This is a genomic window from Pseudomonas sp. DW-iso3 (genome assembly GCF_058725305.1).
In genome coordinates, this window is the sequence record NZ_JBZXDZ010000001.1 from 800,329 (window position 1) to 818,519 (window position 18,191).

Here is an 18,191-nt window from a genome sequence, read left to right on the forward strand (position 1 = left end):
TTATTTCATCATTTTCACGAGTACAGAGACGGGAATAGTAACCCGATCAAGCTCTTCGTCAGATAGGGATCCGAGCGAGTGCAATAACGCAAGGACGGCCTTTTCGCCTTTGTGTGTTGTGCGAGGCGTCTTCTGGGCTTTGCTCTCGACCGCGCTGTCGGTGGGGAATTCGAATGTCTCCGCCGCAGGTGCGACGGCTACCTTAGCCTTTTGGGTCGCATGCTCGATCAGCCTGACGTCCATTTCAGTCGCATAATCCTTAATGAAGGATTTGATATTCTGCGGGCCTAGGATAGATTTGAAGTTCGGCGCCTTGGCTTCCAGCACTGCCGGTAGATTGCTCAGCAAGAGCGGTTTCTTGTGGGTTTCCCAGTAGTCTTTGGCCACGGTTTTAAGCGAATCTTTGACTTGCTGCAGATCGGTCACGTTGTATCCCTGTCAGTGGTTCGAGCGAGCGCGGATTATGGCACATTGCCGTTGGCTGGAATCTCACCATGAAAGCTGATCTGGTGAGTGCCTGGGTAGGTGCACCTCTATGGATGGTCGACCAGCTTAAGTGCTGCTCTACAACCTTTACATCTTCGTCCGTCGTTGAACAACGGTACTATTTGTGATCCGCCTGTTGATTTTTTCCTTCCAAGCGATTTGTTTGGCACTCAGATTACGTTTGAGCCGAGTACTCATCAAAAATGTGTACTCGCTTTCGTAGATATACCCAAACTTGTAGGCGTGAATGATGAGGTCTAGATTCGCATTGGCCTGGCTGTTTTTGGCGATGCGCTTCAACCCATCAAACAGTGTTCCGGTATCGATGCCGAGGAAGCGATTGATGCACACGTTGCCTACATAGGTCTTGTGGCCTGTCAGCTTGTTCTCAATCCAGCAGTGTTCCTTGATGTCCTGCCCGCAGGGGCAGTTGTCAAACTCCTCGCTGATCTCAATCCCGACCAGTACCCATTCCTGCCGCGCCACCGAGAAAGTCTTCGCCATTGAAAGCGGGAGGATATGTGCCTGTAGTCGTTCGAAATTGTGCTCCATATCCGCCTCGTAATTGAATATTTAAACCAGTCTCAAAGGTGACTCAGGTGGTGTGAGCATGAAGCGGCTTTCAACCATCTCGCGGGTAAGCCCACAAGCTTTGAGAGCCTTTCTCCAGCTAGCGTGATCCAGCAAATCCAGTGCGCGCTGCACCAGTCGAGGTGATTCCATCTCGATCTGATCATCGAGATCTTCTCGCCGTGTGAAGCCCTTGCGATTCAGATAGGTGAAGCCTGATTTGGCCTGTTCTTGGCTGATGAGATCCAGAGCCTGAGCCCGATAGATCAGAGCCTTGAAACTAACCTTCCACCTCAGCTTGAGCTCACCCAAGGCTTGCCAGTTGAGATATCGGCCTCGCATTGCAGGGAATTCTCCTGCAAAGCTTGCCCTGGGCATCAAAAGGGCACTTGCGAATTGGTTGGCCTGATCTTCCGTGTGCCGGCAGCCCGTTTCCACACCTTGGTGCATCACCAGGTGACCGAGCTCATGGGCGATGTCGAAACGTTGTCTGCATGGGTTCTGCTTGGCGGTATTGCGAACAATCAGTGGGCGCTTGTTGTGTAGGGAGAACGCGTCGATGCGGTCATCCGCTTCAGCGATATTGACGACCAGCACTCCAATCTTCTCGACCAGTCTGGTGACGTTCGAGAGAGGCCCAAGCCCCAACGATTGCTCTCTGCGAAAACGCTCTGCAATATGTTCGATAGTATCGACGCTTGTCACTGGTTCATCATGTGTCCGAAAGCTGATATCCGGGAACGCGACTTCTTTGTCGAGCTCATCGATCAGCAGTTCGAAAAGCTCAACCTGAGCTGCAATTGATTTCTTCACCGTCACCGTTGAGGCGCGCACGCTTCGGAAATGGCATTGCTCAAGTTCAACGGAGCTGCGTCTAGGCGCAAAGAAAAACTCCTGAGTGACGCCCAGAGCCGTGCTCAGCATTTCCAGCTGTACGGCGGAGGGAAATCCATTCACCTCCAGTTTGTGAGCATACTGCCGGGTAACTCCAAGCAGGTCACCGATGTCTGCAAGCGACCAACCGGACGCGCAGCGCGCAAGGCGCAGCTTGTCCGGAGAGAATTCGTCGCCTAATGCCAGTTGCTGTGTTCTATCGTCCATCTACGCTGCCAGGTTCGTCGGGTTTTTTCGTGTCGGCGTCTTTGTTTCTGCGAACCACCAAAGGTTCCTCGATCTCGACTTGAGCAGGGAGATCGCTGGTTCTGACCGGCACGCTGGCCTTGTATTCATGTGCCCAGTGGCAAAGGATATTTTGGTTGATATCGAAGCCCACGATCGTGGCTTTGAACTCAGGGAATTCGAGGTCGTTGTTCCCATCAACAAACAGTCTCCAAGTGGAAACCTCGGGGCTGGCCTCGAAGAGACTCAGTTGGTGCAGCTCGACCAGATTGGCCTTGAGCCGATGCAGCTTCTTAGGAGCATCAGGATCGTCGGTGACGATCTGTAGCAAAACACCGTTGATGCTTATCGTGAAGTCCATGGTGCCGTTTCGCAGCTCAAGCCATGGCAGGGTCACATCGGCACCCAACGCCTTACAGAGCCCTTGAAGACGCCCGTAGAGCAGGGTTGCGCGGGTGTATGCGGTATCGTTTGGTGTAGATGCATCAGCCAGCGCCTGATACGCAACTGAGATCACTTCCTGGCAGACCAGATCCAGGTATTCGGGGAGCAACTCGGGTGCGAAATGACTTGGGTGCTGGGTTTCGTGCATCGATACGACCTCGAAAACTGTGCAAATAAGGGATACTGTCAACCGGCATTTTTGTGCAGAAATCTTGGTTTGTCAACTGGATGATCTGCAGGCGCTTCGCACCCAAAAGCGTCTCAGCCAGCGGATACCGAGCCAAAACGTTTATTGATCGGTCGGGTCTATGCGAGCTCTGTGAGCAGCCGACACAACGCATGGTTTGGAGTAATGCTAAGCAATTCCTGGCATCACTCAACCAGCGGCACAATCCGCTGCAAAGTCCCCGCGCCCGTAACCCTCGAAAACCGTTCAATCTCGCACATGCACCGTTCCATAACGCTAACCCATGCGACTACAGGTTCCTGACTAAGGCCACCGCGTTCATTTCCCCACCAGAACCATCTTCATTAGATGTGAGCACTAGCACTTGAGGGATGGCCAAACCGCATGCCGGGCTAAGAGCGAACCCCGGAGCCCATAAGGAACCCGCGAACTCGTCGGCTTTGATCGTCCGATACATCTGCGAATGCAGCACAAAAAGCTCACCTGGCGTTACGTTACAACCCGAATCAGGGTGTCATCCTGGCGCGGCAGGCCACGAGGTGAACGCCGGATCGGATTACCCATTTTGGGCATTTCCGTATCTGTTGGAACCGAGCAATAACGCCGATGCCGTAGCGATACGATCATCGGCGCTGGCGTTATGATTTAGAAAGACATTCTGTGAAGTCGGTTGTCGAGGCGGATTGCCCAGTAGTCGCTGTTGCCCAGTGACAACGTCGTCTCGTGCTCTGTTTCGAAATCCTCATGGGTCTCGCTCGACGCGCCGTCGATAAACTTTTTCAGCACACGAAGAGGCTTAAACATCTTTTTGATTAATGGATGCGAGGAGTTCAGCGTGCAGAATCCGCTGTCATCAATCTCGATTAATTGCTGGCCTGCTGCTCTCTCAAGGCCTTCAGCTAAATCCGCGTCTTTGAAGTTATCTATTTTTACGCGCTGTTGGAGACCGATTTCCTTGCAAGCCACGTAAGACACGTGCTTGGGCAGATTCTCCAGTTGAAGGCCAAGGTCAGTTTCGAGTTGATCAAGCTGATCCGCCTCACCCGTATACGCACGCTTGATCGCGGCCACTTCGTTTTTGTCTTTGGCTTTCTCAAGTTTTGCAATCAGATCCTTCTTCTCCTCCAGATCCGCTTCCTGGTCGGCTATGTACTGCCTGGCGTCATCCAGGTCGCTCACAACTTTCGCATGAGCGGCGGCGGACACCTGTTGATGGCTGGGCAGCTTTTTGAGAATTTTCGGGAGGCCTTTGAGGAATACATCGCGTTTGGACTCCCAGCGGGCAGTGTTCTTTCCAGTGAGCCCAAGCGTCGAGTTGAGCTGGTCTCGAAGTTCGGAAAGTCGTGTAGCGCTATTGATCTCAGTGAGTTGCGCGCCGGTGAGCACACCTTTGACATCTTCGAAGGTCAGAGGCTTCACCAGCAAAGGGAATAGGTTGTGGGACATCGCCCAGGTCGCGCCCAGCTCACAGAGACAAAACTGGGAAGCAAGATAGTTGGGTGTGATAAGGGCCACAACAGCTTTGGGTGAATCGCCCCGGATTCTTTAGACACCTTGCAAACTCATTGCGTAACGTTTTTCAAACTCTACCGGTGACAGCTGATTGTTGAAACCATGGCGGCGTTTTGCGTTGTAGAACATCTCGATGTAATCGAACACATCACTCCGAGCATCTTCCCGCGTGATGTAGATTTTTCGCTTGATCCGTTCCCGTTTCAGAAGCTGGAAAAAGCTCTCGGCCACGGCGTTTTCATGACAATTGCCTCGGCGGCTCATGCTGGCGACCAAATTGTTTGCCTTCAAAAAGCTGCGCCAATCGGAGCTGCTGTACTGGCTGCCCTGGTCAGAGTGAACCATCACCTCCTGTTTCGGTTTTCGCCTCCAAACCGCCATCAATAACGCATCAATGGCCAAATCACTGGTCATCTGCGACTTCATTGACCAGCCAACGACCTGACGGGAAAACAGATCCAGCACCACCGCCAAATACAGCCAGCCTTCATACGTACGAATATAGGTGATGTCGGTGACCCAAACCTTGTTGGGTTCCCCGACATCGAACTGGCGCTTCAGCAAATTGGGTGAGGCGACCGCTGGCTTACCGCCGTACTTTCCAGGGCGACGTCGATACCCTGTCTGAGAGCGTAGACCTTCAAGACGCATCAACCTCGCCACACGATGCCGACCACAATCTTCACCGACCTCGCGCAGGTCGTCATGGATTTTGCGATAGCCATAAACTCCGCCGCTCTCCAGCCACGAGTGCTTGATCAAACCCAGCAATCGCTGGTCGTCTTTAGCGCGTGCAGATTGCGGCTCAGACAACCAAGCGTAATAACCACTGGGATGGACTTTCAGCGTCAGGCAAAGCCGTCGAATGGAATAGTCGCCCGCGCGCTGCTTGATAAAGGCGTACTTCAGCCGCACTCCTTGGCAAAGTACGCGGCGGCCTTTTTTAAGATGTCTCGCTCTTCAGTGACCCGCTTGAGTTCCGCTCGCAGACGACGCAGTTCAGCGTGCTGATCATCGTCTTGCTGCCGTTCTGCCTGAGGTTTGCTGTAGCGCTTTATCCAGGCATAGAGGCTATGCGTCGACACGCCAAGACGCGCCGCTACGTCAGCGACGGGAAGCTTCTTTTCGGTCACTTGATTGACCGCTTGGATTTTGAATTCTTCGGGATAACGTGGGTTGCTCATGGCACCTCCTGATTGGCCTCAGTTTAAGGCATGGAGGTGTCTACGAAACCCGGGGCGATTCAACATGCATCAAGATGCACGGCGCATTTCCTTTTCGTTAACTGGGGCGGGGCGGGCAGTTGCCTCAGCATTAACTACTCGCTGAGAGACAGAGCACCAAGTTGGATGGCATAGTGATATGGCTGACGAGGCAGCGACAACACGTTTGCACGGCCATTCTAACTAAATGGGTGGTTACCTATGATAGCCATGGGAGTTAGCCGCTCCGACCTATTCAGGCCTCAGCGGTTTGTTGATATTGTTGACCGGCGCTTAGTCGATCTCCCTGGAAGTTATTTTCTTTTGAGATGGTTGCTGACTGTCCGCCTAGCGACGCCAAGCCGCCTCGCAACTTCAACTTGAGTCAGGCCCTGATCCATTAGCACCCTGGAACTCGGCATCTAACAGCTAAGCCACAAGAACGCGGACAGACTTCACATCGGTTTTTGCCATCCGGACTTTACGTAACGGAACCTCGGTTCCTGAACCTTGGGGCCGCCGTGATCTTCGCCCTCAATCCTGAATGACTTGGCCATGAGATCTCGCATACCACCTAGGCGCTCCATTGCGGTGAGCTCCTTGGTTATGTCCTTCACGACGGTTGTGAAGGCTTTGGTCGATTCTGTTTTCATGAACTCAGGTGTCGAGAGAGCGAAATCGCGGTCAGGTAGTGAAATCCCGAATAGGCTGGTGACTGAGCTTGCCGTTTTAATGAGAAAGCTGCCCTGAATGCCCTGAGTAGACCGTACACCGTAGCTACGTCTAAGGTCGCCGCAAATCTTGTCGACGTCGTCCATGAGCTTCGTAACGCGCTTGTTGCCGCTCGCAATGCCCTGCTCGTCGAACGCAATGCGAATGGCTTTGAGCGTTTCACGCATGGTGACGAAATGACCTTCGTTGCGGAGCTGTCTGGCAGCCTCAATGGCATTGGAGACGCTACCAGTAGATTGAGTTAGCCACGCCGAGAACAAGGGCAGATCCAATGCAACAGTTTGGGTTGCTCCGTGTGATTGGATTTCCGAAATGCTCGTTCTTGTCTTGTCCGCGAGGTTGGCCAGGAGTCGGGCGGTGAAATCATGGCCAAAGGCGCCGACTTTTTTCATCCAGTGCACCTGATAAGCGTGCCGGATGGGGTGGATGAATGAGTCAGCTTTCAAGTGTTTGGCGGCAGTCGAGTAATAAATGGATTTATAGGCGAGCCAATTTAGGGAGGCTACGAACATCTCCAACTGCCTTGTGGGGCCACCATAGTCGCCCCGGCTGCTTTCTGAGAACTCTGACTTACTGAACACGTGACCATCCGAGCTTACAAGCTTGACGTCCTTCGACCAGCGCCCGCGCGTTTCGCCTGCATCACTCAACTCTGCGAAAATAGCTGCACTTAAAGCGCTGTACTTGCTGTATTCCTCAGAGCCACGGTAGCCCAACATCCTCATGGTCAGGTAATACACGCTGGAGGCTTGATCCCAGGTGCACACCATGTTCATTTTTAATTGCTCCAATAGGGCGCTGAAGTCCTCATCCACAAATTCTCCCCCCCGAATTTCGGGACGGATTGATGCCGCTTCCTTTTGCGCGACCGCATCCACCTCCTCAAGACCAAATTCAGTGGGCGCCAAGAACCGAAGGTAAGGAAATTGCTGTTTCCGACTGTCTCTATGCTCAGGCTTGTAGTTGTCTATGCAGAGAAGATCATCGTAGAAGAGATTGCCTTGCAGAAAGTTCTCCAAAGCACACAGATCCCCGTTGATCGTGTCGCTGGTCTTGACTGCTACCGCCCCGGTGGCGCGCTGGACGGCTGTGAGTGTGGCATTGTCGATCAGTGCATACGTCATGGGTCGATAGTCTTGTCTTGAGATGGCCAGAAGGACATTCGTTGAGGTGGAGGAGTAATTACGTTGCCGAGGCCTTAACTGCTTTCTTTACGGAAAACTCCTGCTCGCTCCCATCACTGAACTTCACGACGAACCCCTGCGTGGTGCCACCATTTGGGCCGCTCCCACGCGCGATATTGCGCGCGTAAAACGCAACAGGATTTCCTGGCGTTGGCCAGTTGGTGGCCTGGCAATACCGGACGTACAGCTCTTCGAGCAAATCGAATTCAGTGGAGCCTTTGATATCTCCACCGCTGACGAGGTTTCTGTCACGCATGGCGTAAAAAAAGCGCTCCGCCTCAATTTGGGATGAAAAACGCTGACCTTTGATGACCAGTGGGTTTGGCATTTTCGTTCCTCTCTGCAGGGTTGCTGGCAGACTCGTCAATTGGTGGAAGGCCTGAATCCCGATAAGCCTCCCAGCATCCGTTCTCGCCCGTCCACCATCACATCTCAGCGACCGCCCATTGCATCACATCTTTCTCAAAGCTGGTGAGCTGGAGGCGCTCCACCCGAGGGGCAAGCAACCGCAGTTTTGCCAGCAAGTCGTTCAGGTGCTCTGATGGCAAGATCAGGTGCTTGATCTTGGTCGAGATCTGGGTAGGAATTCCGTATTCGTCGAGTGCGGTGAGCAGGGGATCAAGGAACATATTTTCCAGTTGCTCAGCGAAGAAGCTGAAGTCTCCAGGTTCGTACCCCTCTTGCTCCAGTACGTCGACCTGGATTTTGTGAATGGCCATGATGTCCCGAGGCAACCTGAAGCACACCATGTTTCTAATGAATTTCAGGCGCAGGTTAATAGCTTCGCTCGCTGATACATTCACCCACCGATTTTCCACCGCTTCGCTCAGGTAGGCCGGCAGGTTTTTCTGATTTCGGAGCTCGTTGATGTGCCAGGCTAACTGAGAGCTGGACGCGATCTGGTACTCCATCAGGTTCTCACCTTCCAGGCTGTAGACCAGCTCACACAAGTAGTTCAGCTGGTCAGGCTCAGGGATGCCTTTCCAGCTTAACAATTCGTGGTTGTCTGGAAGCTCACCTATGATCGTTTTCGCGACCTTGACCTGCCGCTCGATAGGAATGTGGCGGTTTTCGATTAAGGTCGCGGGTGACAGCACCTCGTTGGCATACGCTTCCTGGAGCCGGCCTCGCGAGATGTCCGTGAGGTATTCGTTTTCTAGTTGCATCAACAGGCCGATAGGTGAAGTCTCATCCTGATGGCCGATGGGGTACTCGACGGTCAATCCCTGCTCAACGGGCGGGGCTTCGAGCATGAACACCTTGCCGATGAAGTATTTGTTCATGCGGCCAGCACGCCCGGAAATGTTCTTGTAGGTGAAGTAGTCGAGCGTGGACGTTTTGAGGCGGCGGTCATAAATAATGACGTTTTCAGCCGACGTATTGACGCCCTCGATCATCGTGGATGTGCAAATGATTCGCTTGATAACGCCATCGTTGAATAGCTTGACGATGTACTGCTGCAGCGCGCGAGGCACCCCGCCATGGTGTATCCCGATGCCCAGGGCTATCGCCCTGGCAACGTTCCATTCCGGGTGGTAATGCTTGGAGATCCAGGCAGCGATTTCTTGCGTCTCCGGCACCGGGGCCAACCCGGCATCTTGGATCAAATACTCAGCGACTCTGTTTGCGCTTGCGGGCGCCTGACAGTAGATCAGGGTAGGGGACTCCAGCGTCCTGACCAGCTCCAGGAGCTTTTGTGTGCGCTGTTCAGAGCGCATGCCCAGATTGAAATTCTGGATATCGACCGCGACGGTGCTGTAGTCGGACGGGATGAAATGGTACTCGTAACCGTCCAACCCAGAGATCTTCTGAATGTGCGGCCCTAGCATGTAAAACTGTGCACCGGTCTTTGCGAGCTTGTGGAACGCCAAGCTCAGATCGACGGCGCGTGTGCTTCCATCCTTATCACTCGCCAAATCGATTTTGTAAAATTCGTCCAGGATGAAGAATCCCACATCATCCAAGTCTGGGCGCTGGATGACTCGCTCCTGCGTCAGCAAGTACACGTTAGTGGCGTCTGGCACAGCTTCCTGGCTGGGATGCGTGATCAGGTTGAAGTCCCGGAAGCGCTTGACCAAGCGGCGTCGGGTTTCGTCGATTAACGCAATGGTGGGAACGATCACCACCACCTTTTTGAACCGTCGCTGGGCAAGTACCGCGTCGATGACCAGGCTCTTGCCGACACTGGTGGAGGCGCTCAGGACGACGTTTTGACCCTGCATGATCAAGCTGAAAACGTGTGCCTGAAGGTGATGAAACACCATGCCAGGCTCTACACCTTCAACCCTGTGAGCCTCGTAAGCCAAGCGGTCAGACAGGGCCATGTTGCTCAGGTGGGGCGTGATGTAAGGAAAGAGCCCAACAGCTCGCACCATGTTGAGCAGGAGCGATTGCTCAACTGCGTCAAAGAGTGCGAATTTGTCGAGCGCCCGGATCACCAGGTCGCGTCCTTCCCAATCGGAGTTGCTTCGGTTGACGATGGTATTGATGGCGAGCAGCACATCGACTGTTGAAGCTCCCTCATCACTGAGGTTGGCCAGACTGTTCTTGATCGTTTCGTAGTTCATTACCGCATCGTTCCTTGAGATCGCCGAAGTTGGCTTGGCCAGCTCGGAATACCTTCATCCTGTAGTGTTTTCAGCTGTGCAAATTGACCGCACGCCCGAGGTCATACCTGCAAGTTTTCCAGTGTTTTGCAGCGAGCATTGAAGGCATTGGTCAGCTTCTCGGTGCTCTCCATTGGCACGAGGAACACCATGACCTTCACTTGCTTGATGTTCTCTGGCAACTGGGTGGTGAAGGTGCTGAAGTGGGCTTCGATCTCTTTTCTGAGGTGGTTCACGTAATCAGCTAGCCAGCCTGATGAGAGTGCGTGACTGTTGTAGGTCAACAGGATAGGGAAGCAGAGGACGTTCAGCATGTCATCGACTGGCGAGTTTCGATGCAGTGCCTGGTTGAAGGCGTCCGCTTTCGGTTGATGGTGAAGAGGCTCGCGCAGGTTGATGATGATTTCGCGTTCTGACGACAGTACCGTTTCCGAAATGGTAGCGTCCAAGACGCCGCAGATCTGGGCCAACGTCGCGTCCATGTTGCCTGCTTCAATCAGGCGCGCGAGCCCTAGCCATAGCTGATCGTCCTGGCCAGGTATCTGGACGATGTGGGCGTTGCCAAATTCGGAGAGCTTGCCACCGGATTTATAGAAAACCTTGCATGCCACGGGCTCGCTGTTTTGGCGGCTGCGCAGGATGGCGTGGAGGATCAGTTCGGCGACCAGCCTATCGCGAGGCAGCTCGCTGTCGCTGAAGGCATTGATGGAACGAGCGAGCATGGCCTCGGCATTGTGCGCGAGGATGTTCACGATCTCGCTCGCCTTGAGTGAGAATTCTGGGAGCCATTCGACCAGGTGTTTAGCAAAACCATCGTGCCGCCATGCCTTCAGCGCGTAGCGAACGTCGAAGCCGGAAAATGTGTGCAGCAGGCCTTCATCGGTGCTTGCGTGAAACTCGACCAGGAAGGGATCTGGACGTTTTTTGTAGGGTTTGGCTGTAGCCGTTGACTGGTCATCTGCGGCCTCTAGTAGCTGCGTGAGGTGGGCCAGAGCCGGAGCCCGCAGAATGATCTTCGTCGATGCTGCTGTTTTCACGTTGGCCGTGGCAGCCTTGTCAGCCATCTCCAAGAACTCATCGTAAATAGCCTGCATCTGGGTATTGTTGGGACGGTTCCCGAAATCCTCAGCAAGCTTGGAGAGGGCCTTGATGTTGACCGCTTCTAGTGCCTCCACATCCCCGTAGACCTGCCAGACGCAGTTCTCTGCCCAGTAGGCAAAACTCCGATTTTGTGGGGAACTGAATGTCTTGAACTTCTTGAGCAGGGCCTTGCCTCGGGCCGTGGTGGTGTCAGGCAGATTCCGCTTATCCAGCTCGGTTTTGAAGCCGTTGAGAATCTTTGCGACGTCGCGCTGGGTCACAATTCGGAAGCGGGCAGGGCCAGAACGAACATCGCAATTCAGCGATTTATGGAGCAAGGAAGAGTTGGCTTTGGTGCCATCCAGCTTGGTCACCTCTTCCATATTCCATTTGTGGTCACCCTCAGTCGTCTTGACCTGAATGTACTCGTTGACGAGCTCCCCAGCGCACTGAAATACGGCCACGATATCGTCGGCGGTCTCGCACTCTACTTGGGAGTAACTGCTATCGCGCAGCATCTTGAAAATGAAGCTGACGGCTACATGGTCTTGATACTTGAAGCCTTGCCTCGCAGCGGGCCCACCTTTGTTGGATGGGCTAGTAATACGCACCATGACATCCCTGTATCGCGAGTAATTTCCAGAAATGGGCATCCGATTGATCAACCTAGGTGACAAATACGGAGCCTGCTGATAACGCAACGCTACCACTAATAGCAATTGGCCGGCTATCGGCAAAATTGAGTAAACCGACGATTGCCCGCACCGATTAAGCAGGTACCCAATACGCTTGAGAAGTTCGCTAGGTGAGCGGGGCGGTAGCCAAATTTGGTGAGTGCTGGCGACCCAGTTTGGACGCAAATCGAGTCTAACGAACTCGACCTGTAAACCCAGAAAATGACTTGTTAACCTAGATGGTTTACAGGTCATTTTTTCGGTTTACACCGTCCGTAGGCTAGATTCTGGAAGGCCCGGATCAAGGCATCGTTAGCGGGGAATACCATTCAAACAAGGAGCGATAGAGCCCAATGAGCAACTCTCGGCATTGGGCTGCTGAAGCTCGTGAACACCAAAGCGGTGCGCCAAATATTGGGCCACCGATAACCGAAGCTACAAAACGGGGTAAGGATACCTGATTGCCCTGAGCAACATTCCCCTAGTTTTCGGTGGTAGGGGAGCGATCCCATAGAAAGCCTACCGTCGAGCGGCTCATCCCAAGCTGCCTGGCGGTTTCGGCTTTCGTCAGCCCAGCATTCTTGCTCTCAAGCACTTGCTGCAGTTTCAGAGGATCGGCTGGGCGCGCGGCGGGGCGCTTCACAATCTCTTTACCGGTCAACTGCGCTGCGATATCGCTCGGGCTGATCTTCGCTTCTATCGCCTTCAGTTGGTCTGCTGCTTCTGTCAGCACGGTCGAGGTGGGGACATTGTCTCGTGTCGCAATGACAAGGGAGAGCAAAGCAACCGGGCTCAGGTTGAGGGCGGCGGCGAGCTCTGTGAACTTGTCGAGGGTAGGGGAGCTGACCGCATTCTCGATCTTCGCTGCGTAGGTGCGCGAGATAGCATGGCCCAGCCCTTCCTGGGTCAGACCCAAGCTTCCTCGGACTGTCCGTATAACTGCTGCAAGCGCCGGCCTTATCAACACAGATCCCCTTAAAACTGAGGATGTAGCCACGGCGCGGTGTACAGTTACACAGCATATAGTGTATAAAACCGATCATGCGCGTCGCTGTGGATGCCTTATGCCGTCCACGTCATGGATGGCTTGTGAGAGGTGTCATTAGCTTGGCACCCCTCCAAGCCTTTGCTTCCTTGGAAGACAGCGTGGGAGCGGCGTTCAATAAACCGTTAAATCGTCAGTTGCTTATGCTATGTCGTTGCAAACCCTATGGAGGGTGAAGGTTTGAAAGTCAGGATCTACTCAGACCTGCATAGTGAATTTCACCCTTGGAATCCCCCCGATTGTTCAGGCGTTGACCTGGTGATATTGGCTGGAGACGTCGACAAAAAGACTCGCGGTGTCCAGTGGGCCAATGAGTCGTTCGAATGCAAGGTCGCCTACGTCATGGGTAATCACGAGCTGTACGGCGGTCATCTCGATCGCACGCTGCAGAAGATGCGGGATGCCGCTGCGGCGCACGTGCATGTTCTGGAAAACCAGATCTTGGAGTTGGCTGGCGTCAGGGTGCTTGGCACGATGAGCTGGACAGACTTCACGAGCACTGGCGACCAGGTTGCCGCTAGCAACATGGCGAGAGAGTGGATGACAGATTTCAAACAGATCAGGACAGATAGTAACTACCGTCGCATCCGTCCAGATGATCTGGTCAGCCGAAATCAGCTGGCCAAGGCGTGGCTGACTGAGCAATTGAATCAACCCTATGAGGGCAAGACGGTTGTCGTGACCCATCATTGCCCGTCCTCGGTTGTGGCCGGAACTCAAAATGAAGGGCATCTCAATGCCGCTTATACCAACGAGTGGGCAAGCCTGATCGAGAAAAGTGACATATGGGTATTCGGCCACACTCACCATGCCGTCGATGTAACACTTGCCGGCTGCCGATTGATTTCAAATCCGCGAGGCTATCCAAATGAGCCTACGGGTTTCGATCCGTTTTTTGAGATTGAGATCTGATGTCGAGTTCAGTGTTGAAGTATGAGTTCAGGGGCAAAGAAGGTGGCTCGGCTCCTAATCAAACTGTTCCCACCGAGGTTGTACAGGCGCGAAATCTGGATTGGGGTGTGACTGTAGATGCCTACTTGGTCGGGGCGGCCAGGGTAGGAGATCGCTTTGCGGCAAGTGTTTTTCACGATTTGTCGGGCGTTAATGAAAATGCTATGACTGTAGTAACTCCCCCTCTGCAGGAGGTTGAGCGCAGGTGCGGATTCAAATTAATGCGAAGTGTAAGTGGTGCGGACTACTTTGTTATTGTCAGTGAACTGAGTGGCTCAATGTTTTAAGTGCAAGCTATATGTGCGTGCTTGAGTTCGACAAGCGCTGCTGGCATTCTAGCAACTGCAAATGATCAGTTTTGAGAGTGCTTCCTTTCCTGCCAAAAAAACGGTGGGGTAGGTGGCCTGTGTTCAAGTGAATTAAGGACGTTCCATGTCTGACCTCAAGAAAATTAAAGTAGTAGTGAAGAACTATGATGTGCAGGGCTCGGGTGACCTGGATGCACTGTATGGCCGGGTTAGGCTTGAGGATGAACAAGGTCAGACGTTTTACTTCAAGCAGGTAGTAATGCCGAAATACTTGAGGCAACATGGCGCGATGGCAATGAATGTGCCACGCACATGGTTTTACAAGCATGTTTCCAAGAAATCAATTGTGGTTATCGCATTCGAGAATGCTAGCGGAAAGGTTGAATATGACCTTAGTGATCTGCAGTTGATCGCCAGGTCAACAGTTATGAAAGGTATTTTAATGACGATTGCGGCAATCCCAATGGGCGTTATCGCTGCGACGGCGACTTATGGGGTGGGGCTGATACTCATTCCTATGGGATTCTGGTATGGATATCGGAATACGTTCAAGCTGCCAGCGATGCTTAGCCGGAAAAGAATTCTCCGTGACTTTTCTGACTATGGCATTGTAGTTCGCTAGTTTCTTTGGCTGCTGACATCGCGACTCAGTAATGCTCGTCCAGGTATTGTGAGTGGGTTTTCGTACCATCGTCGCCTGCCGCACCTTCGGCCTCGGCATTTCTTCTCGAAGGGAATCTTGAATGGCAGCGCACAAGGAACGCCCGATTTGCTCGGGCGTTCCTGTTTTGGCGCTTAGGCTTTGCCGCTAAGCAGTCTTGTAAATTCCGCGCGAAGCACGGGATCCTTATTTTCAATGAGATCATCAGGAATGCTTGTGGTGATATTCAAGATACCATTCTCTGACTTGCCATACGTCAATGAACTTAAAATGCCACCAAAGCGAGCAAGAGGCGCATCTTTGGTGATGATTGCATAGCGCCCTGCAGGGTCTTTTTTCTGTAGGTTCAAAAACACTTCCATGATGGCGATGTCTAGGCAGGCGTTGTAAGCTGACTTTTCCAAATACGGATCAGTGATCTTGAGTACGCCTAGGCCTGGTGAGTCCTTCTTCGGGGCAGATACGCCAATCAGCGCTAGAATTGTCACGATATCCGTTTTCAAATCATACTTTTCTGCTATCGCTGCAATGTTTTTCCAGCGCTCCAAAACTTTATCAGTAGCGATGCAGGGTTTGACGTGAGGCGCTACCTCGATGAGAAAGGCCATACGGTTTTCAATGCTTGGTCGCATGTGATCCATAAGCCGCCAAGTGTAATCCTCGACAGGTTCGGGATACTGTGTAATACGAACGCCAGGCGCCGCCTGCTGAAGCTTTTCTCTGGCCTCTTTAACCTGGCTTGCAATTTCTTCTTTTGAAGGGAATTGCTGCGTGTTCGCCTCCATCGCATATGGAAGTAGATCGATGCTAAGATTGAAGTGCCTTAAATCATCGAACCATCCAGCGAGGCTTTCTTTCTTTGCTAGATTATTTTCGAAGTAATTGCCTATCCTGCTTATGAAGTTTCGATCGGCAAATATAAAGCGATTCAGCATTCCGAAACCAGGTGGCAACCACCCTCCCTTCACCAAGCAGTATGACTGAAGCAGGTCGGGAATCTGGCTGGTTACTTTGATTTCAGTAATGTGGCCGTCTTCCAAAACGCTAAGATCTGTGAATAGGATCTCGATAGATTGGTTATTTCTGTAACGATTTAAGTCATCAAGGCTCAGCGGCTGGATCGTCCAGCGAGTGAGCGTAACAGGCCCGTGATCACTTGAGTTTATTCGAAGGTTTCCATTTTCCAGAACACCCATCTCACCAATAGACATTATTCCATCCTTAGTATGCACATCGAAAATTATTGATATCGCAAATTGCTTCCCTGAGGAAAGGTCACATCGCGGCGTCAATCCATGCCTCAATCAGAGCACGATGAATCAATACCACACAGGCTGGCGTGTTTTCTACCTGAAAGGTCACCGACTCCCCATTCGGTGAAATGAGCCTTGAGCGATGCACGCCGGCACCCATTTTATGCGCCATGGCTACTCCGGTAGGGAAGTCCCTAGCTCCAGGCCGTCTGGTTGTTTTTTAACCAAAAATATCAGAGATATCGGGCTTTTTGTGATTCGTGTCACGCTTTTGAAATCGCTACCCCTTGAAGATTTTTAAACGAGACGGAGTTTCTGTATTTGAGAGCAAAAGATTTTTTGACGGTGGAGGCACCGCTACTTATGCCCGATCAGAAGACGGGTGATGGCGCAGCTTTCCGGTTTTGATTTTTGGGGTTTTGGGGTTCTTGGCTGCCTCGCCGGTAGGCGAGGCTAGGGTTGTTAGGGGGGGGCATTTAGGGCCGATAGGCCCTGCTTAGGCTTTGACTACAAACCATCTCGCTTCCCAGATTTTTTTGAGCGGGTCACTTCGCCTGAGTTTGTTACCGTCTCATCCAACGGTGGCGGTGTTGGATGGGGTAGCCCGGTATTGCTGCAGGTACCACTTCGCAGTCCTGGCTGGGTAGCATCGCGAATGGCGGCGTTATGAGAGGTGTGGTGGCCATGCTGCAGTCTTAGGCAGCATGACCAACCCTTGCCGGGGCGTTAAAGCGGCTCAGGTATTCTCCTGAGCCGCCGCTCTAATGGGCTCAATCTTGGTGTCATAACGTTTGAAAAAATCTTGGACGGAGGTGAACCAAGTGCCGTACCAGCCTTCGTAATTCTCCGCGATCGGATATTTGTGTTTGTAGTCAAAAATGTCGTCGAACCAATGCGCGCCCCCACCCGTTGTTTTCTGCATGAACAGTGCAGGGTGTGTTTGCCCAGATAGAATGTTGGCATATTCTTCGGGGCCTATCACCCTTCCAAAAATCCGCCCTCGGTAGTCGTCAGCCAACTGCTTAAGCATGTCGTAGACTTCGGGGATCTGGTGATGGTCTCCCCACCAGGCAGCAAAATTAAGATCAAAGGCGATGCTGTAGATCTTCCATTTTTTCGAATGCAGGTGTGCAAGTATCACAAGCTGTTGCGTCGTGCCGTTGATGAGCACATGTACCGACGCGGGTGATGCATTCCTCAACCACTGCATTTGCTCCCAGTGGTAGGTTGAGATGGACTCGATCGCAAACATGCCCCTCTCGCCATGAGTCAGCCACTCATCGCTAACACCTGTCGTATTACAAGCGCTTGCGATTTCAATGTCATTCATCTGGATCGTACCGGACTCCAGATACGCCAGTCGTTGCTCGCTGTCGTAATCGATCAGATCGATGAATCGGCTTGGCGACATGGCAAGGCTCGCTCTTAGGGCGCTGACTCTGGTACCGCAGTCATAGAAGCGTTTCGCCAACCTGGCCGTATTTGCACTGCTGGCCTGATGTCGCTCGGCATCCAGTAGCTTTCTAATCTCAGCAATCTCCACCGCGCACGTTATTTGAGTGACTTCAGGGCTTTCATTGGCAAGGTGAGCCAGCTGACTTAGAGGGTAGATCGTTGAAGCCCAGCCGTGGCTAGCACACGCACTGCGATAGATTTCCTCCTCAGTGCCAACGACGGCGGATATGCATATGACGACCTGGTCGATCTTGTCGCGGATGTGGCAGTCTTCGCGCGTGAGTTTCTCGATGTCCGCCAACACTTTTGCCTGTGTTCCAGTATTTTGTCCTGTGCATAGTACGGCGATATACCTGCCGTTGGCCTTGATGTAAGACAGCAGGTCAGCAGGGCCTTGAGTCACTCGCCCTGAGAGATTCAAGGTGTCTGAGAGGTTCTCATAATCGCTTGAGACGGTGGGTAGCAGCCGGCCCACGAATTTTTCGAGCTCTGCCCCATGCAGCAACCCGATTTTAGCCTTCAGTATTTCGATCAAATCAATCCGTTCCTTGTGATGAAGCTGACACGTGCAGGGTATGCTCGGGCGCCTTGATCAACGTGGGGCGACTGCCCGTGAGGTCAGAAATGATACCTTGGATCAGGATTGTATGGGCTTGGCTGAGCCGTTTCGTTGAGGGCATGCTGGGACTGCCAGTTGTCCCCTCAGCCATTCAGGTAGCTGC

General features: G+C 52.7%; 16 protein-coding genes. 2 read left to right on the forward strand and 14 right to left on the reverse strand.

The window, feature by feature from the left end; all coding sequences use genetic code 11:
- The 12 genes from AC4PS7_RS03715 to AC4PS7_RS03770 form a co-directional block, all read right to left on the reverse strand.
- Entirely contained in the window at window positions 1-426 is a 426-nt protein-coding gene (locus tag AC4PS7_RS03715; RefSeq protein ID WP_464710631.1) for a hypothetical protein, read from the reverse strand.
- A gap of 147 nt (window positions 427-573) precedes the next feature.
- Window positions 574-1,038: a hypothetical protein gene (locus AC4PS7_RS03720; protein ID WP_464710633.1), complete on the reverse strand. Its 465-nt coding sequence runs from the start codon at window positions 1,036-1,038 to the stop codon at window positions 574-576.
- 21 nt (window positions 1,039-1,059) lie between these two features.
- A complete protein-coding gene (locus tag AC4PS7_RS03725) occupies window positions 1,060-2,157 on the reverse strand; it encodes a helix-turn-helix domain-containing protein (protein WP_492179067.1) in 1,098 nt (365 codons plus the stop codon).
- Window positions 2,147-2,767: a hypothetical protein gene (locus tag AC4PS7_RS03730; RefSeq protein WP_019096084.1), complete on the reverse strand. Its 621-nt coding sequence runs from the start codon at window positions 2,765-2,767 to the stop codon at window positions 2,147-2,149. The genes AC4PS7_RS03725 and AC4PS7_RS03730 overlap by 11 nt, the downstream gene beginning before the upstream one ends.
- Window positions 2,768-3,451: 684 nt before the next feature.
- On the reverse strand, window positions 3,452-4,252 hold the full coding sequence (locus AC4PS7_RS03735) for a hypothetical protein (protein ID WP_492179069.1): 801 nt from the start codon (window positions 4,250-4,252) through the stop codon (window positions 3,452-3,454).
- 99 nt (window positions 4,253-4,351) lie between these two features.
- Window positions 4,352-5,502, reverse strand: a protein-coding gene (locus AC4PS7_RS03740; RefSeq protein WP_139136479.1) for an IS3 family transposase whose coding sequence is annotated in 2 segments (ribosomal slippage) — window positions 4,352-5,268 and window positions 5,268-5,502 — 1,152 coding nt in all. Because the reading frame shifts where the segments join, the coding sequence is not laid out codon by codon here.
- A gap of 332 nt (window positions 5,503-5,834) precedes the next feature.
- Window positions 5,835-5,942, reverse strand: coding sequence for a helix-turn-helix domain-containing protein (locus AC4PS7_RS03745; RefSeq protein WP_371923353.1), 108 nt, complete (start codon window positions 5,940-5,942; stop codon window positions 5,835-5,837).
- 33 nt (window positions 5,943-5,975) lie between these two features.
- Window positions 5,976-7,376 (reverse strand): hypothetical protein, encoded by a 1,401-nt coding sequence (locus AC4PS7_RS03750; protein ID WP_104911771.1) that lies wholly within the window; start codon window positions 7,374-7,376, stop codon window positions 5,976-5,978.
- Between the two features lie 58 nt (window positions 7,377-7,434).
- Window positions 7,435-7,764: a hypothetical protein gene (locus AC4PS7_RS03755; RefSeq protein WP_104911772.1), complete on the reverse strand. Its 330-nt coding sequence runs from the start codon at window positions 7,762-7,764 to the stop codon at window positions 7,435-7,437.
- Between the two features lie 97 nt (window positions 7,765-7,861).
- A complete protein-coding gene (locus AC4PS7_RS03760) occupies window positions 7,862-10,003 on the reverse strand; it encodes a DEAD/DEAH box helicase (protein WP_492179071.1) in 2,142 nt (713 codons plus the stop codon).
- Between the two features lie 101 nt (window positions 10,004-10,104).
- The gene (locus tag AC4PS7_RS03765; protein WP_492179072.1) at window positions 10,105-11,736 is read right to left on the reverse strand and encodes a HamA C-terminal domain-containing protein; all 1,632 of its coding nucleotides are present in this window, start codon (window positions 11,734-11,736) and stop codon (window positions 10,105-10,107) included.
- 541 nt (window positions 11,737-12,277) lie between these two features.
- Window positions 12,278-12,733 carry a helix-turn-helix domain-containing protein gene (locus AC4PS7_RS03770; RefSeq protein WP_104912641.1) on the reverse strand — a complete coding sequence of 152 codons (456 nt, stop codon included), beginning with the start codon at window positions 12,731-12,733 and terminating at the stop codon, window positions 12,278-12,280.
- Between the two features lie 288 nt (window positions 12,734-13,021).
- Here AC4PS7_RS03770 and AC4PS7_RS03775 point away from each other — a divergent pair, with 288 nt between their 5' ends.
- Complete coding sequence (locus AC4PS7_RS03775) at window positions 13,022-13,753, forward strand: metallophosphoesterase family protein (RefSeq protein WP_492179073.1); 732 nt, start codon at window positions 13,022-13,024, stop codon at window positions 13,751-13,753.
- Between the two features lie 471 nt (window positions 13,754-14,224).
- Window positions 14,225-14,722, forward strand: a complete 498-nt coding sequence (locus AC4PS7_RS03780) for a hypothetical protein (RefSeq protein ID WP_104911775.1) — start codon at window positions 14,225-14,227, stop codon at window positions 14,720-14,722.
- Between the two features lie 173 nt (window positions 14,723-14,895).
- Here AC4PS7_RS03780 and AC4PS7_RS03785 read toward each other — a convergent pair whose 3' ends face one another.
- On the reverse strand, window positions 14,896-15,972 hold the full coding sequence (locus tag AC4PS7_RS03785) for a hypothetical protein (RefSeq protein ID WP_492179075.1): 1,077 nt from the start codon (window positions 15,970-15,972) through the stop codon (window positions 14,896-14,898).
- Between the two features lie 778 nt (window positions 15,973-16,750).
- The gene (locus AC4PS7_RS03790) at window positions 16,751-18,004 is read right to left on the reverse strand and encodes a hypothetical protein (protein ID WP_492179077.1); all 1,254 of its coding nucleotides are present in this window, start codon (window positions 18,002-18,004) and stop codon (window positions 16,751-16,753) included.
- Window positions 18,005-18,191: the final 187 nt, after the last annotated feature.

Bases quoted from the DNA above. Each gene is read 5' to 3' on its own strand.
- AC4PS7_RS03720 (WP_464710633.1), bottom strand. From the start codon at position 1,038: ATGGAGCACAATTTCGAACGACTACAGGCACATATCCTCCCGCTTTCA.
- AC4PS7_RS03725 (WP_492179067.1), bottom strand. From the start codon at position 2,157: ATGGACGATAGAACACAGCAACTGGCATTAGGCGACGAATTCTCTCCG.
- AC4PS7_RS03730 (WP_019096084.1), bottom strand. From the start codon at position 2,767: ATGCACGAAACCCAGCACCCAAGTCATTTCGCACCCGAGTTGCTCCCC.
- AC4PS7_RS03735 (WP_492179069.1), bottom strand. From the start codon at position 4,252: ATGTCCCACAACCTATTCCCTTTGCTGGTGAAGCCTCTGACCTTCGAA.
- AC4PS7_RS03745 (WP_371923353.1), bottom strand. From the start codon at position 5,942: ATGCCGAGTTCCAGGGTGCTAATGGATCAGGGCCTGACTCAAGTTGAA.
- AC4PS7_RS03750 (WP_104911771.1), bottom strand. From the start codon at position 7,376: ATGACGTATGCACTGATCGACAATGCCACACTCACAGCCGTCCAGCGC.
- AC4PS7_RS03755 (WP_104911772.1), bottom strand. From the start codon at position 7,764: ATGCCAAACCCACTGGTCATCAAAGGTCAGCGTTTTTCATCCCAAATT.
- AC4PS7_RS03760 (WP_492179071.1), bottom strand. From the start codon at position 10,003: ATGAACTACGAAACGATCAAGAACAGTCTGGCCAACCTCAGTGATGAG.
- AC4PS7_RS03765 (WP_492179072.1), bottom strand. From the start codon at position 11,736: ATGGTGCGTATTACTAGCCCATCCAACAAAGGTGGGCCCGCTGCGAGG.
- AC4PS7_RS03780 (WP_104911775.1), top strand. From the start codon at position 14,225: ATGTCTGACCTCAAGAAAATTAAAGTAGTAGTGAAGAACTATGATGTG.
- AC4PS7_RS03785 (WP_492179075.1), bottom strand. From the start codon at position 15,972: ATGTCTATTGGTGAGATGGGTGTTCTGGAAAATGGAAACCTTCGAATA.